General features: G+C 59.9%; 14 protein-coding genes, 1 tRNA gene and 1 pseudogene. 9 read left to right on the top strand and 7 right to left on the bottom strand.

The genetic code is table 11. The annotated features are described in order from the left end of the window. The first annotated feature begins 12 nt into the window (after window positions 1–12). From AC1D13_RS17200 to AC1D13_RS17170, 7 genes and pseudogenes are all read left to right on the top strand, one after another. Window positions 13–501 carry an FKBP-type peptidyl-prolyl cis-trans isomerase gene (locus AC1D13_RS17200; protein WP_477689988.1) on the top strand — a complete coding sequence of 163 codons (489 nt, stop codon included), beginning with the start codon at window positions 13–15 and terminating at the stop codon, window positions 499–501. Then, a complete protein-coding gene (gene ispH, locus AC1D13_RS17195) occupies window positions 498–1,496 on the top strand; it encodes a 4-hydroxy-3-methylbut-2-enyl diphosphate reductase (RefSeq protein ID WP_477666122.1) in 999 nt (332 codons plus the stop codon). Before AC1D13_RS17200 ends, ispH begins: the two co-directional genes overlap by 4 nt. Window positions 1,497–1,518: 22 nt before the next feature. Beyond that, window positions 1,519–2,460: a threonine/serine dehydratase gene (locus tag AC1D13_RS17190; protein WP_477689987.1), complete on the top strand. Its 942-nt coding sequence runs from the start codon at window positions 1,519–1,521 to the stop codon at window positions 2,458–2,460. Window positions 2,461–2,507: 47 nt separating this feature from the next. Continuing rightward, on the top strand, window positions 2,508–3,848 hold the full coding sequence (gene serS, locus AC1D13_RS17185; protein WP_477689986.1) for a serine--tRNA ligase: 1,341 nt from the start codon (window positions 2,508–2,510) through the stop codon (window positions 3,846–3,848). A gap of 35 nt (window positions 3,849–3,883) precedes the next feature. Then, a tRNA-Ser gene (locus tag AC1D13_RS17180) sits at window positions 3,884–3,971 on the top strand. Between the two features lie 297 nt (window positions 3,972–4,268). Then, window positions 4,269–4,526 (top strand): annotated as a pseudogene (locus AC1D13_RS17175) (IS21 family transposase); the annotation flags it as partial. A gap of 239 nt (window positions 4,527–4,765) precedes the next feature. Then, a complete protein-coding gene (locus tag AC1D13_RS17170) occupies window positions 4,766–5,173 on the top strand; it encodes a BLUF domain-containing protein (protein ID WP_477666125.1) in 408 nt (135 codons plus the stop codon). Between the two features lie 461 nt (window positions 5,174–5,634). On the opposite strand, the gene AC1D13_RS17165 is transcribed toward AC1D13_RS17170, so the two are convergent. The 3 genes from AC1D13_RS17165 to AC1D13_RS17155 form a co-directional block, all read right to left on the bottom strand. Next, on the bottom strand, window positions 5,635–5,829 hold the full coding sequence (locus tag AC1D13_RS17165) for a DUF3606 domain-containing protein (protein WP_457279569.1): 195 nt from the start codon (window positions 5,827–5,829) through the stop codon (window positions 5,635–5,637). Between the two features lie 400 nt (window positions 5,830–6,229). Next, window positions 6,230–6,733, bottom strand: a complete 504-nt coding sequence (locus AC1D13_RS17160) for a hypothetical protein (RefSeq protein WP_477689985.1) — start codon at window positions 6,731–6,733, stop codon at window positions 6,230–6,232. A 169-nt stretch (window positions 6,734–6,902) separates the two neighbouring features. After that, window positions 6,903–7,271 (bottom strand): helix-turn-helix domain-containing protein, encoded by a 369-nt coding sequence (locus AC1D13_RS17155; protein WP_457279567.1) that lies wholly within the window; start codon window positions 7,269–7,271, stop codon window positions 6,903–6,905. A gap of 143 nt (window positions 7,272–7,414) precedes the next feature. Between AC1D13_RS17155 and AC1D13_RS17150 the strand changes: the two genes are divergently transcribed. Further along, window positions 7,415–8,284: an XRE family transcriptional regulator gene (locus AC1D13_RS17150; RefSeq protein WP_477689984.1), complete on the top strand. Its 870-nt coding sequence runs from the start codon at window positions 7,415–7,417 to the stop codon at window positions 8,282–8,284. An 82-nt stretch (window positions 8,285–8,366) separates the two neighbouring features. After that, the gene (locus AC1D13_RS17145) at window positions 8,367–9,737 is read left to right on the top strand and encodes a sensor histidine kinase (protein WP_457279565.1); all 1,371 of its coding nucleotides are present in this window, start codon (window positions 8,367–8,369) and stop codon (window positions 9,735–9,737) included. Between the two features lie 25 nt (window positions 9,738–9,762). Here AC1D13_RS17145 and AC1D13_RS17140 read toward each other — a convergent pair whose 3' ends face one another. The 4 genes from AC1D13_RS17140 to AC1D13_RS17125 form a co-directional block, all read right to left on the bottom strand. After that, window positions 9,763–10,347, bottom strand: a complete 585-nt coding sequence (locus AC1D13_RS17140; RefSeq protein ID WP_457279564.1) for a response regulator transcription factor — start codon at window positions 10,345–10,347, stop codon at window positions 9,763–9,765. A gap of 211 nt (window positions 10,348–10,558) precedes the next feature. Next, the gene (locus AC1D13_RS17135) at window positions 10,559–11,869 is read right to left on the bottom strand and encodes a tryptophan--tRNA ligase (protein WP_477666127.1); all 1,311 of its coding nucleotides are present in this window, start codon (window positions 11,867–11,869) and stop codon (window positions 10,559–10,561) included. 25 nt (window positions 11,870–11,894) lie between these two features. Further along, the gene (locus AC1D13_RS17130) at window positions 11,895–12,575 is read right to left on the bottom strand and encodes a site-2 protease family protein (RefSeq protein WP_457279562.1); all 681 of its coding nucleotides are present in this window, start codon (window positions 12,573–12,575) and stop codon (window positions 11,895–11,897) included. Between the two features lie 46 nt (window positions 12,576–12,621). Beyond that, the gene (locus AC1D13_RS17125) at window positions 12,622–13,257 is read right to left on the bottom strand and encodes an L-threonylcarbamoyladenylate synthase (protein WP_457279561.1); all 636 of its coding nucleotides are present in this window, start codon (window positions 13,255–13,257) and stop codon (window positions 12,622–12,624) included. Window positions 13,258–13,267: the final 10 nt, after the last annotated feature.

Below are 13,267 nucleotides of genomic sequence, written 5' to 3'. Positions count from 1 at the left end.
CCCGAAAGCCCTATGTCCACCGTGGAATCCCCCGAAGCAACCCTTGTCCAGCAAGGCTCGTTCCTGACCCTGCACTACCGCATGGCCGGGCCCTCCGTGGACGGCAAACCGGGCGCGGACATCATCAACACCTTTGACGGCAAGCCCGCCACCCTGAGCCTGGGTACGGGCGAGCTCTCTCCGGCCATTGAGCAGCGGCTGATTGGCCTGCCCGAAGGCACGCGCACAACGTTTGAGTTGCCCGCAGGCGTTGCGTTTGGCGACCGCAACCCGGAGCTGGTGCAGTGGGTGGCGCGCAAGCTGCTCAACGAACTGGGCGACCCGGATGAGAAGTACAAAGTGGGCGATGTGGTGCAGTTTCCCACGCCGGATGGCATGGGCCAGTACGCTGGCGCTGTGCAGCAGGTCAAAGAGGGCGGCGACGCGGTGCAGTTCGACTTCAACCATCCGCTGGCAGGCCAGCCGGTGGTGTTTGAAGTGCAAGTGATTGGGGTGTTATGACTGAATCCAGATTGCTTCCCCAGGAAATCCTTCTCGCGGAACCGAGGGGTTTCTGCGCCGGCGTCGACCGTGCCATCGAAATCGTCGAGCGGGCATTAACGAAATTCGGCAGGCCGATATACGTGCGCCACGAGATCGTGCACAACACCTATGTCGTCAACGACCTCAAGGAAAAAGGCGCGATCTTTATTGAAGAGCTCGACGACGTGCCCCCGGGCGCCACGCTGGTGTTCAGCGCGCACGGCGTGAGCCAGGCCATCCAGAAAGAGGCCGAGCGCCGCGGCTTCCAGATTTTTGACGCCACCTGCCCGCTGGTGACCAAGGTACATGTGGAAGTGGCCAAGCTGCACAAAGAGGGCTACGAGTTCATCATGATCGGCCACAAGGGCCACCCCGAGGTCGAAGGCACCATGGGTCAGCTCGACAGCGGCATCCACCTGGTGGAAGACGTGGCCGACGTGTGGCGCATCAGCCCTGCCCAGACCGAACGCCTGGCAGTCGTCACGCAGACCACGCTGAGCGTGGACGACGCGGCCGAGATCAGTGCGGCGGTAAAGGCGCGCTTTCCGCAAGTGCGCGAACCCAAACACCAGGACATCTGCTACGCCACGCAGAACCGGCAGGACGCCGTCAAGGTGCTGAGCCCGCAGGTGGACATCCTCATCGTGGTCGGCAGCCCGACCAGCTCCAACAGCAACCGCCTGCGCGAGCTGGCCGCCAAGCTGGGCACCGAGGCCTATATGGTGGACGACGCCAGCGAGCTGAAGGAGTCGTGGTTTGAGGGCAAGGGCCGGGTCGGCCTCACGGCAGGTGCTTCGGCGCCCGAAATTCTCGTCAAGCAGGTGATAGACCGCATCAAGGCGCTGGGCGCCGTGTCGGTGCGCAAGATGGAAGGCATTGAGGAGACCATCAAGTTCCCGCTGCCCAAGGGCCTGAAGCTCGATGCGCAGGGCCAGATGCTGGAAGTCAATGACAGCCAGCTGCATCAGCTCTGACCTGATTTCTTCTTTTTTCCATATGACCAATCGCTATCAAATTGAGAGCTGCTTGCGCAAGTTCGAAGCGGGTTACAGCCACTTTATTCATAAAACACCGCTGTGGAAGCTGCCTGGCAAGGCGCTGGGCGTGGAATGCGCTGAGGTCTGGCTCAAGCTCGAACACCTGCAAACCGGCGGCAGCTTCAAGGCGCGCGGCATGCTCAACCGCCTGCTGTCCAATCCCATTCCGGCCAGCGGCGTGATCGTGGCTTCCGGCGGCAACGCGGGCATTGCCACAGCCGCCGCGGCCCGCGAGTTGGGCGTGCGCTGCGAAGTCTTTGTGCCTGAGGTGTCGACCCCCGCCAAGCGCGCCAAGCTGGCCGCGCTGGGTGCCGAGGTGGTGGTGACGGGAGCGGCGTACGCCGACGCGCTGAAAGCCTGCCTGGCGCGCCAGCAGGAAACCGGCGCGCTGCTGACACATGCCTATGACCAGCCCGAAGTACTTGCCGGCGCTGGCACGATGGCCGCAGAGATCGAGCAGCAGGGCGGTGTGCCCGACTCCGTGCTCGTCAGCGTGGGTGGCGGCGGCCTGATTGGCGGTGTGGCCAGCTGGTTTGAGCAGCGCAGCCGTGTGGTGGCGCTGGAGCCGGAGCTGGCGCCCACTTTGTACAAAGCCCGTGAGGCTGGTGAGCCGGTGGACGTGGCCGTTGGCGGCATCGCCGCCGACTCACTGGGCGCCAAACGCATCGGCAGCCTGGCCTGGGATGCCACGCAGGCCCATGTGCGTGATGCGCTGCTGCTGACCGACGAATCGATACGCGCCGCGCAGCTGTGGCTCTGGAAAGAACTGAAGCTGGCCGTCGAGCCCGCGGCGGCCCTGCCGCTGGCCGCGCTGCAAAGCGGCCGCTACCGCCCGCGTGCCGACGAAAAAGTCTGCCTCATCATCTGCGGCGCCAACCTGGATCCGTCCAGCCTGAACTGAGCTGAACGGGCCCTGTCCACCGCAGCCCTACAAAATACAATGGCCCCATGCTAGATATCAACCTGCTTCGCAAAGACCTGCCGTCGGCCATCGCCCGGCTGGAGACCCGTAAAACCCCGCAAGCCTTCCTGAACGTGGAAGCCTTCCAGGCGCTGGAGGCCGAACGCAAGGCCCTGCAGATTCGCACCGAAGAGTTGCAGAACCAGCGCAACACGCTGTCCAAGCAGATCGGCCAGCTCAAGTCCAAGGGTGAAGACGCCAGCGCCATCATGGCGCAGGTGAGTGCTTCCAGGGCCGAGCTCGAATCGTCCGCCGCGCGGCTGGACCAGATCCAGACCGACATGCAAACTCTGCTGCTGGCTGTGCCCAACCTGCCGCATGAAAGCGTGCCGCAAGGCGCGGGCGAAGCCGGCAATGTCGAAGTACGCAAATGGGCCCCGATCGAAGGCCCGGGCGGCGAGCCGCCGGCTTTCGCTTTTGAAGTGAAAGACCATGTCGATGTGGGTCAGCCCCTGGGGCTGGACTTTGAACTCGGCACCAAGCTGACCGGTTCGCGTTTTACCGTGATGAAAGGCCCGCTGGCGCGCCTGCATCGCGCGCTTGCGCAGTTCATGCTCGACGTGCAAACCGCCGAGCATGGTTACACCGAGTGCTACACGCCCTACATCGTCAACGGCGATTCGCTGCGCGGCACCGGCCAGTTGCCCAAGTTTGAAGAAGACCTGTTTGCCGCCAAGAAAGGCGGGCAAGAGGGCGCAGCCGAAGCCGAAAGCACCGCGCTGTACCTGATCCCCACGTCGGAGGTGCCGCTGACCAACTTCGTGCGCGATGAAATCGTCGCCGAGGCTGACTTGCCGCTTCAGTACACCGCGCACACGCCGTGCTTCAGGTCCGAAGCCGGAAGCTACGGCCGCGACACCCGCGGCATGATCCGCCAACACCAGTTCGACAAGGTCGAAATGGTGCAGATCACCCACCCCGACAAAAGCTACGAAGCGCTTGAAGCCATGACGGGCCACGCCGAAGCCATTTTGCAAAAGCTCGGCCTGCCGTATCGCGTCATGCTGCTGTGCACCGGCGACATGGGCTTTGGCGCCGCCAAGACCTATGACCTGGAAGTGTGGCTCCCCGCACAAAACACCTACCGCGAAATCAGCTCGGTCTCCAACTGCGAAGCCTTCCAGGCCCGCCGCCTGCAGGCCCGCTTCAAGAACGCGCAAGGCAAGAACGAGTTTGTGCACACCCTCAATGGCTCCGGCCTGGCCGTAGGCCGCACCCTGGTTGCCGTGCTGGAGAACTACCAGCTCGCTGATGGCTCAGTCACCGTGCCGGAAGTGCTGCAACCGTACATGGGCGGCATCAAGGTGCTGGCTCCAGCCGCAAAGTAGGCCGGCTACAGCTGTTAGAATCCGTTTTCCACACTGGAGAGGTGGCAGAGTGGCCGAATGTACCTGACTCGAAATCAGGCGTACCGCAAGGTACCGTGGGTTCGAATCCCACCCTCTCCGCCAGATACGCAAGGCCCTTAAAGATCTTTGATTTTTAAGGGTTTTTTCGTTTCTGAGGCTTGCGTTTCACCCCATGTTTTCACCCCATGTAAGGGAAAGTAGCCGCGCGAATAATTATGGTCCAGCTAGACTCGCCCCAAGGCATGCTCTTTAACTACGATCGTTTACGCGCATGCGCTAGTTCGTATGTCTACCTGTTGAATTCCATCGAAATCTGACCCATTTAGCGCAGTAATTTCCATCCAAAACTGACCCACGTAGGCACTACCCTGCTTGTTTTAAAAGCAGGAGAAATTAGGAGTGATAGACGTGGCGACATTGAATGTCATCAGGCGTTGGGCATTGMGAGATCAGATGTCCATTCGCGAGATCTCAAGGCGTACAGGCCTGGCTCGCAACACAATAAAGAAGCACCTGCGGTCGGAAGAGAGCGAGCCCAAGTACCCAAGGCGGGCCAGCGCCAGCAAGCGCTATCACTACGCCGAGAAGCTGGCCACCTGGCTGGGAGTCGAGGCAACAAAATCGCGGAAACACCGGCGCACTTTGCGGCAGATCCACACATCCACTTTTCATTCCGGAGTGCGAGTATCCATCGTCGTGCCTTTACTGTTGATTCTGCATTGATTGCGCGCATTTGTTTTGCGGTCAACACCCGAACATCACCGTTTTGATGAATTCCATGAGTGGCTAACTTTGCTTTGCGTCTGGCTTCGTCGTATGCTGAAGCGCTCTGGCTCCTCATGCGATGGAACGCATGCTTCCAGCCTGCTGAAAGTTCAACTCAAGGACACGGCCTCATGATCAGACTGCTCTACATCAGTGATGCCGCAGATGGCATCAACGAGGATGCGATCAATGGCGTTTTGAAGAGCGCGGGGAAAAATAACCCGCCTCTTGGCATCACGGGCCTTCTTGTTTATGGCGGAGGCGTGTTTGCACAAATAATTGAAGGCCCGGAGCAAGCGGTGCTTCAGAAGTATGTGAGCATCGCTACCGACAAGCGGCACCACAATTGCCGAATCGTCTATATCACGACGACAAGGGAACGCATTTTCAAAGGCATTTCCATGGCGGCGCTTGAAGCGCTTCCCATGGAGCTCGAGCACATTGCCGAACTGGATGCGCACCGAACAGACGCCATACCGGCGGACGCGTTTACGGACCTCATGCATGTGTTCTTTTCGAGAATGCAGGCGGTTCCCTGATTTGCGCGGAGAGGAACAGGCCGTGAAGAAAACCCGACTCTGCCGGGCCGCGCTTCTAACTTCTAACGCAAGCGCTACCCCCATGGACATTAAAAATTCTTAACAATTTCCAGCTTGCTGCCCTATTGATGTTTCCAGGAAAGTTCACGCCCGATCCGTGTTTTCTTAACTGCCCAAGAGGGCGTATGGCTAACTCCAGAATTATGGAAACGCTACGCGCCGCTGTGAGAGTTGAGCAGCATGAAGAGCTCGAGCGCACGCGGCGTTATATGGCGTTTATGCAAAAGATGGCGGCCTTTCAAAAGGGAGTTGGACCTGCGCCGACTCCCGAGGCATTTCAGCGGTGGTGCGAGGATGTTGAGAATCGCCTCGCGTTTCGCAGAATGGAGGCCGGGATACATGACCAGCCGGCAGAAGCCTGGGATGGCTCCCGATACTGACGGCTAAACCTCAGCTCGCAATCATTGCTGGCAGGTGTCCTTGCTGCGATGAAAATAACTGCGGATCTCGTCGGGTTCGCTGCCTACCGCATAGACCGCCACGCGCAATTCATACTCTGTGCATTTCAACTCGGAGCACCACGACTCCACGACGCGCGGATTAGTCAGGCTGATGCGGTTGGTCGTGCTGTCTGCGTCAGGAAATTTTTGTGACATGACGTACCCTCTTCAAATGGGACATTTCATGGAGGCCCACTGAAGCGTAGCAGTGCGGACCTGTAGTAAGTAATTGGTGCAAAAAATCACGCCATATTGCACCGACCACGCTTTACCTGTGCACTTTCCTATATTTCGATGAACATCACATCCTTCAATTAGAGGAGATGTTTGCAGGAACACATGTCACTATATGTGACAAGGCCGGCGCCATGAAACCGTTCCATGCGCTCATGCTGCTGTGGGTTTATGGATTTGCTGCTGCTCACGTTGGCGGCACGGATGCGCAGTGCTGGTGACTGTCACTGCCGCTGCGCCCAGGAGGAGCGGCTGCCGCAACGGCGTCGGTGGCCCCCTCAGGGCAGCACCGGCGAAGGACGGAAGGCCTTCCAGGCTACGGTTACGCTTTCAGGCGGTCACCGCTGTTTAATGGGCTGGTCATCGCCTGCACAAATTCAACGCACATCATCCTGATGGGATGAACTTCGGCTTCGGTCACGCTGGCTTTGGCCATTGCCGCTTTCTCGATGTCTTCGTTTTCCAGTTCTACAAAGACGTTTTCACCGTCGTGGGTACGTAGATGAACGCGTAACTTGATTCCGGTGCTGGATAGCAGCATGTGATTCCTTTGTGATCGGGTTGACTGGATGTCGTGTCGGTGTGGATGAGGTGGCCGCCGTAGCGCGGCACCGGCCATTCGTCTTTCGATGAATTCATTTCTGGCTGCCTGCCAGTCAACCCATCGGCGGATGGGCCAATCGGACCATTTGGTCACCGCGAGGGTGGCAGGTTCCTGGTCAGGCTCAAGGCCGGGCAGAGTTTGGCAATCCGGGGTGACGCTGTAGCTCAGCCGGCTGGTCTGGTGGCGGCTTTCCACAAAGCCGCCCGCTTCCAGCATGTCCATGGCTTGCTGGACATCGTTGGGTTCATACGTGGGTTTCCAGTGAGGATGAAGCGAGGCCAGCGTCCACCAGCCACCGGTGGCGCGCAACCGCAACCACAGGGCACGTACATCGTGGGTGATAAGGTCGCCCATGATTGGTCGCGATCTCGCTCAGGCGCTCTGATGATGTTTACGGTTGGGAGTACGGAGGTCCATCCGTGAGAGCGTTGTTGGCGGTCAGCTCATGTGCCAGTTTGCGCTGAGCCTGATTGCGCTGGTGCGGCATGGTGACCGTGATCTTGCGCGTCTGCTGAAAGGCCAGCGCCCGGCTGGCGGGATTGAGGTAACGCGACGGCCAGAGATCCTCGGGCCTTTTGTCGAGGGCGCGTGCCACGAGCTGCTCGGCCGCCAGCCAGGGGCTGGTCAGCACGCGTTGTATGTGGCTGTAACCGTTTTCCATGGCAATTTTTCGAAGACTGGTACCGCGTTTGCGGAGGGCAGCAATGACATCGGCGGGGTGCATATCTTCCTGTGCGGGTGTCGATTTAATTGTGCTCATATCTAATATTCTGAGCACAAAACAAGCCAAGTCAAACATTTTTTTCTGCCTGTTTCAATTTGTGCTACTTTTATTGTATTTTTTACCAATTAAATGAGTGTTATGTTTGCTCATTTTGTGCTTGGGGGAACAAAATAGTGTTCATGAACACAAAAGAAGCAGCGTCAGGGGTGGGGGGGTCTGGCTCATCTGGCAAGCTCCAGCACTATTCCTTTACCGCCGCAGCGCCGGTCAAGGCAGAAGAGCCCGTTGCGTGGTACCTGCATGAGGCCGCAGCAGCCGTCGACAAGGCGAGTGCCAGGTCTGTGCGAACCGAAGCCAGGTCGGTTTTCATGCGCCAGTTTGGCCAGCGCTGCCGCATGGCCCGGGGCACAAGGGAAATCAATGAGGTTGCGGCCACGGTCGGGGTTCACCGCAACACCATCTGGAACATAGAGCGTGGCGACAGCCTGCCGGATGCGTTCGAGCTGGAAGTACTCGCCAGGGAATACCGGTTGACGCCCGGGCAGCTACTGGGCCGGGAAGCTCCAGACGAAATCCGGGCTGCTGCGGCAGTGGCGCGCGACGTGCGCGCGGTCGAGACCGGCACGTTTGTCTATGCGCCCCTGTTTGACCTCCGCGCTTCGCCGGGCCGGGACGTATTCAACGACCTTGGGTCGGTCGTGGCGATGCGTCCCTTTGATGTGCAGTTCATCCGGTATGACCTGGGCATTGACCATAACGACATTGTCATGTCCACGGTGGCGGGCGCCTCCATGGAGCCGTGGCTGCATTCCAGGGACGCAGTGCTGACTGACTTGCGGGATCGCGATGCCCTGACAGAGGGCGTGCACATGGTACGGCTTGACGGCGCCTTGCTGGTCAAAAAACTGCAGCGCCTGCCCGGGAAGATATTGCGCGTCAGCAGCTACAACCCGGCGTATGAACCGTTTGACATCCAGGGCTACGAAAGTACAGACCGGGATTTTTCCGTGCTTGGCCGCGTGCGTTGGGCCGGCGTGACTTTTAACTGAGCGTAAGTCCCTAGACCGCAACGCAACAGGCGTGCGCCGCGGATGGCATTGCGGCCCCGGATGCGACGTAAACTCGCATTCCATGGACCACCCCACAGCGATCCGGCCTATCCAGGGCGCGCCAGATATCTCGCGCGAGGATTGGGTGGAAATGCGGTTGATCCATATCTTCATGCGGTATGCCCGCCCGGCCCTGCATTCCGCACTGGTCCTGATCGTGTCCATGGTGGTGATTCTTTACCGCCATGTAGACCTGCTCAGTCTGGGCATCTGGGCAACGGCGGCGACGCTGGTGACCCTGGTGCGGTACCGCGTCATCGGCATTTACCAGCGTTCGCTGCTGGGCGTCAGCGGCCCTGCGTTGCGCGCATTCATGGCGCGCTACACGTGGACGTGGCCCATGAGTGCCATGGTCTGGGGGGCGTCGATGTTTGTGTACTTCCTCAAAGCGCCCGTGTATGACCAGTTCCTCGGCATGATCGTCCTGGTCGGAATGGCCGGGTTTGCGGTGGGCACCTTTTCCTCCTGGCTCCCCTGCTTCAAAGGCTATGTGAACGGCCTGGGCATTTCCACCCTGACGGTATTTTTCTACCAGCTGATGCTGGAAAGAGGAATTTCTTCCACGTTCAATACCTGGGGTATGGTGGTGCTGATCGTGATTTACTGGGTGGTCATTCGCGTGTCGGGCCAGCGCTTTCACCAGGTGCAGCGTGCCAACCTCGAACTGCAGTACGACAACTCCGAACTGATCAGATCGTTGACTGAAAAAAGCCGTGCCGCCCTTGAGGCCATCGAGATCAAGAACCGTTTTATCGCCAGCGCCGCGCATGACCTGCGCCAGCCGGTGCATGCCCTGGACCTGTACGCCGGCTGGCTGGCTGCCGAGCCAGAATTCGTAGCGCAGATAGCACCCAAGATCGTCCGGTCCACCAAGGCGGTCAACGACCTGTTCAACTCCCTCTTCGACCTGGCGGGGCTGGAGTCCAGCCCACTGCGGGTCAACCTGCAGGCCGTAGACCTGGCGGGGCTGGTGCAGGATCTGGAGGCGCAATACGCGCCCTTCGCGCGGGAGCGAAACCTGCGCCTCAGGATTCGCCCTGCGGCGGGGCAGGTAAGGTCCGACCCCGTGCTGCTTCAGCGGCTGGTCGGCAACCTGTTGTCGAACGCACTGCGCAACACGCATCGAGGCGGTGTGCTGCTGGCTGTGCGCCGGCGGCGCGGGGTGCCATGCATCGAGATATGGGACACCGGTGTGGGCATCGCGAAAGAGCACCAGAAGGCGATCTTTCAGGAGTTCTACCGGATTCCCCTGCAGGGTACCGAAGAAGGTTTTGGGTTGGGCCTGGCCATCGTTTCGCGCCTGAGTGAGGCGCTGGGGCATCCTGTGAGGCTTGCCTCCAGGAGCGGGCGTGGCAGCGTCTTCTGGGTGGAGTTGCGCACGCCGGGCCAGTGACCCGGCCCAGTGTTACCCGGTCTTGCTAGAGCAAGCCCTGGGTGCGCGCCAGGTGGCTGGCCTGCGAGCGGCTCTTGACATTCAGGCGCCGGAACAGCCGCCACAAATGCACTTTCACCGTGTGCTCGCTGATCTGCAGCTCTTCGGCGATGTCGCGGTTGCTCATGCCCTTGTCGAGCATGACCAGCAACTGCTTTTGCCGCTTGGACAGTTTTTCCGTTGGGGTGGATGGCTCCGGGTCGAGTTCTTCACTCAGGAAGACGCGCAGGACGTTCGATATCTCGGTGGCCCCCGCAGACTTCTGGATGTAGGCATCGGCACCTGCCTCGATGGACAAGTCCTCGTAGTCCTGGGCCGGCGCGGCCGACAGCACTACCAGCGGCACATTGGGGAATTGGTGTTTGAGCTCACGCACGCCCGAAACACCATTGGTGTCAGGCAACCTCAAGTCGAGGCAGATGAGTTCGGGGACACCGTGTTGCTGCACGGCAGGCATTACCGCGGCGAGCCGGTCCAGCTCGGTCACAGTGGCTTTGCTGCTAAGGCGGCGAATCAACATGACAACCGCTTCGCGCATCAGCGGATGGTCATCTATTACAAAAATACTCATTAGTTCACGTCTGAAGTATCGTTCCTGTCAGCTATCGAGCATAACTGGTGAATGTCAACTTTGGGGCACTAATAAACTTGAAATTGCGGTATTTTTTCAGGGTGGTAATACCCTAAAACAACAATGAATAAGTCTTTCGTACCAATGTGATTCTGTCGAAGGCCGCCGCGCATGATCAAAGCCCCTGGCCCAAATTGCTTAATACCGCAACTCAGGGAGTTACAGGTGCAAAGAAACGTAGCGCTGTTTCCACCTCGGCTGCCTCGATACCGGGCAAGATTTGAAGCTTATCTTGCAGTGCAGCAAGCGCACCGGCCCCTTCGTTCTGCAGGGTGGAAATTATCAGCGCGGCTTCACGGGGAGATTCAAAGCCTTGGCTCTGCAAAAGCACCTTGGCATCAGCGTCCTGCAGCTTGAAATAGAACTGGCCGTCCTTCTCACGGTATTGCTTGAAGGCCGGAGCAACACTTTTGACTGACTTCCCTTTCGACGTGCCAGCCGGCTTTATCGCGAGGTTGCGCAAACCAACGGCGCGACGCAACTCGCCCATGAAAGGCGTGGCCTCCGCGCGCGCCTTCTGCGCACCCGCCTGCAAGGTCGCCTCGATCTTTGCCGGGTCGCTGATGAGGTCGTGGTATCGCTCGCGCATGGGCACTACTTCACGGTCAATGCGCTCGAACAGCAGCTGTTTGGCATCGCCCCAGGCAATGCCTTCGGCATAGGCCTTGCGCAGGGCCTGGGTTTCGTCCGCGCTCGCAAAGGCCTGGTAAATCTGGAACAGCGCCGAGCCCTCGACTTCCTTGGGTTCGCCCGGTGCGCGTGAATCGGTGAGGATGCCGGCGATCAGCTTGCGCATCTGCTCGCGTGGGGTGAAAAGCGGAATCGTGTTGTCATAGCTCTTGCTCATCTTGCGTCCATCCAGCCCGGGCAGCAGCGCGACTGATTCCTCCACCACCGCTTCGGGCAGCACCAGGTGCTCACCGTACAGGTGGTTGTAGCGCTGCGCCATGTCGCGCGCCATTTCGATGTGCTGGATCTGGTCGCGCCCCACCGGCACCTTGTGCGTCTTGAACAGCAGGATGTCCGCGCCCATCAGCACCGGGTACATGAAGAGGCCGGCGGTGACGTCAGCGTCAGGGTCGTTGCCGGCCGCCTCGTTCTTGTCGACAGAGGCCTTGTAGGCATGGGCACGGTTGAGCACGCCCTTGCCCGTGACGCAGGTCAGCAGCCAGGTGAGCTCAGGGATTTCCGGGATATCGGACTGGCGATAGAACGTCACGCGCTCCGGGTCCAGCCCGGCGGCCAGCCAGCTCGCCGCGATCTCGAGTGTGGACTGCTGGATGCGCGCGGGTTCATCGCATTTGATCAGTGCGTGGTAGTCGGCCAGGAAGTAAAAGCTGCGGACATCGTCGCGAAAGCTGGCCTGGACCGACGGCCGGATCGAGCCGACATAGTTGCCCAGGTGGGGCGTACCGGTGGTGGTGATGCCGGTGAGGAAACGGGTAGTGGCGTTGCTTGTCATGAGAGTGTTGCCGGAGTTGACCTCATCAGAAGATCAACTTTAAAGGCGTAAGGACCAGATTGAGGAGGGAAAAAGACAGCGCCATCATGGGCTGCATCCAGAGAGGGCCAAATACCTTCAGGACAATGAGGCCCAGAACGATAAAAAAGCCAAAGGGTTCGATGCGTGCAAGGTACTGCCCATACTTCCACGGCAGTATGCCGACGGCAACGCGCCCGCCATCCAGGGGCGGCAGCGGGAACAGGTTCAGCACCGCAAGTGCCAGGTTGACCTGTATCCCCGCCGTGGCCATCTGTGAAAAGAAGTCTTCTGAGTTGCCGTTGATGTTGCGCAGGGTCAGAAACAGGACGCCCCAGAAAATGGCTTGTACAAAATTAATGCCGGGGCCGGCCAGTGCCACCCAGATCATGTTTCGCTTCGGATTGCGCAGATTGCCGAATTGCACCGGAACCGGTTTCGCGTAACCCAGGATAAACGGGCCGCCGGGGATGGCAAACGTCGTCAGGTACATCAAGGCCGGCATGAGGATGGTCCCCACCGGATCGATGTGCTTTACCGGATTGAGCGTGATACGGCCCAGCATCCAGGCCGTGTTGTCGCCGAAATAGCGCGCGACATAGCCGTGAGCTGCCTCATGCAGCGTAATTGCGAACAGCACCGGCAAGGCGTAGACCGCAATGGTTTGAATCAGGTTGGCGATATCCATGCCGCGATTGTCTCAGACGCCCTGGCGGCTCTGCCGCGCGGAAGGCTTAAAGGCCCAATGCCGCCAGCTCGCCCCGGCCCTGCCGCACCACGACAGGCTCGCCGCCGTCGCCCATGGCCGTCAGGTCGATCACCGTGGTCGGCTCCTGGTGGCAGGCGCCTGCATCGATCACGGCAGCCAGCTCATGCTCCAGCAGCTCGCGGATTTCGTGCGCGTCGTTCAACGGCACGGTGCCGTCCCGGGGGATCAGCGTGGTGGCCAGCAGCGGCGCGCCATGCAGCTCCAGCAGTGCCTGCAGCACCTTGTGTTCGGGCACGCGCAGCCCTATGGTCTTGCGCGACGGGTGGCTCACGCGGCGCGGCACTTCCTTGCTGGCTTCGAGGATGAAGGTGTAGGGCCCTGGCGTGGCGGCCTTGAGCAGCCGGAATTGTTTGTTGTCCACCCGCGCGTAGTTCGCCAGCTCGCTCAGGTCGCGGCAGAGCAGGGTGAGGTGGTGCTTATCGTCGACGCCGCGAATGCGGCGCAGGCTGTCGGCCGCGGTCTTGTCGTCAAGGTGGCATACCAGCGCATAGCTGGAGTCGGTTGGCACGGCCACAATGCCGCCGCGTTCAAGCAGCGCCACCGCCTGCTTGAGCAGGCGGGTGTGCGGGTTTTCGGGGTGAACTTCAAAAAACTGTGCCATACAGGTTTGC

Source organism: Polaromonas sp. P1_E12 (genome assembly GCF_056405975.1).
The sequence above is the reverse complement of the archived record's forward strand: the minus strand, read 5'-3'. Positions and strand labels throughout refer to the sequence as shown.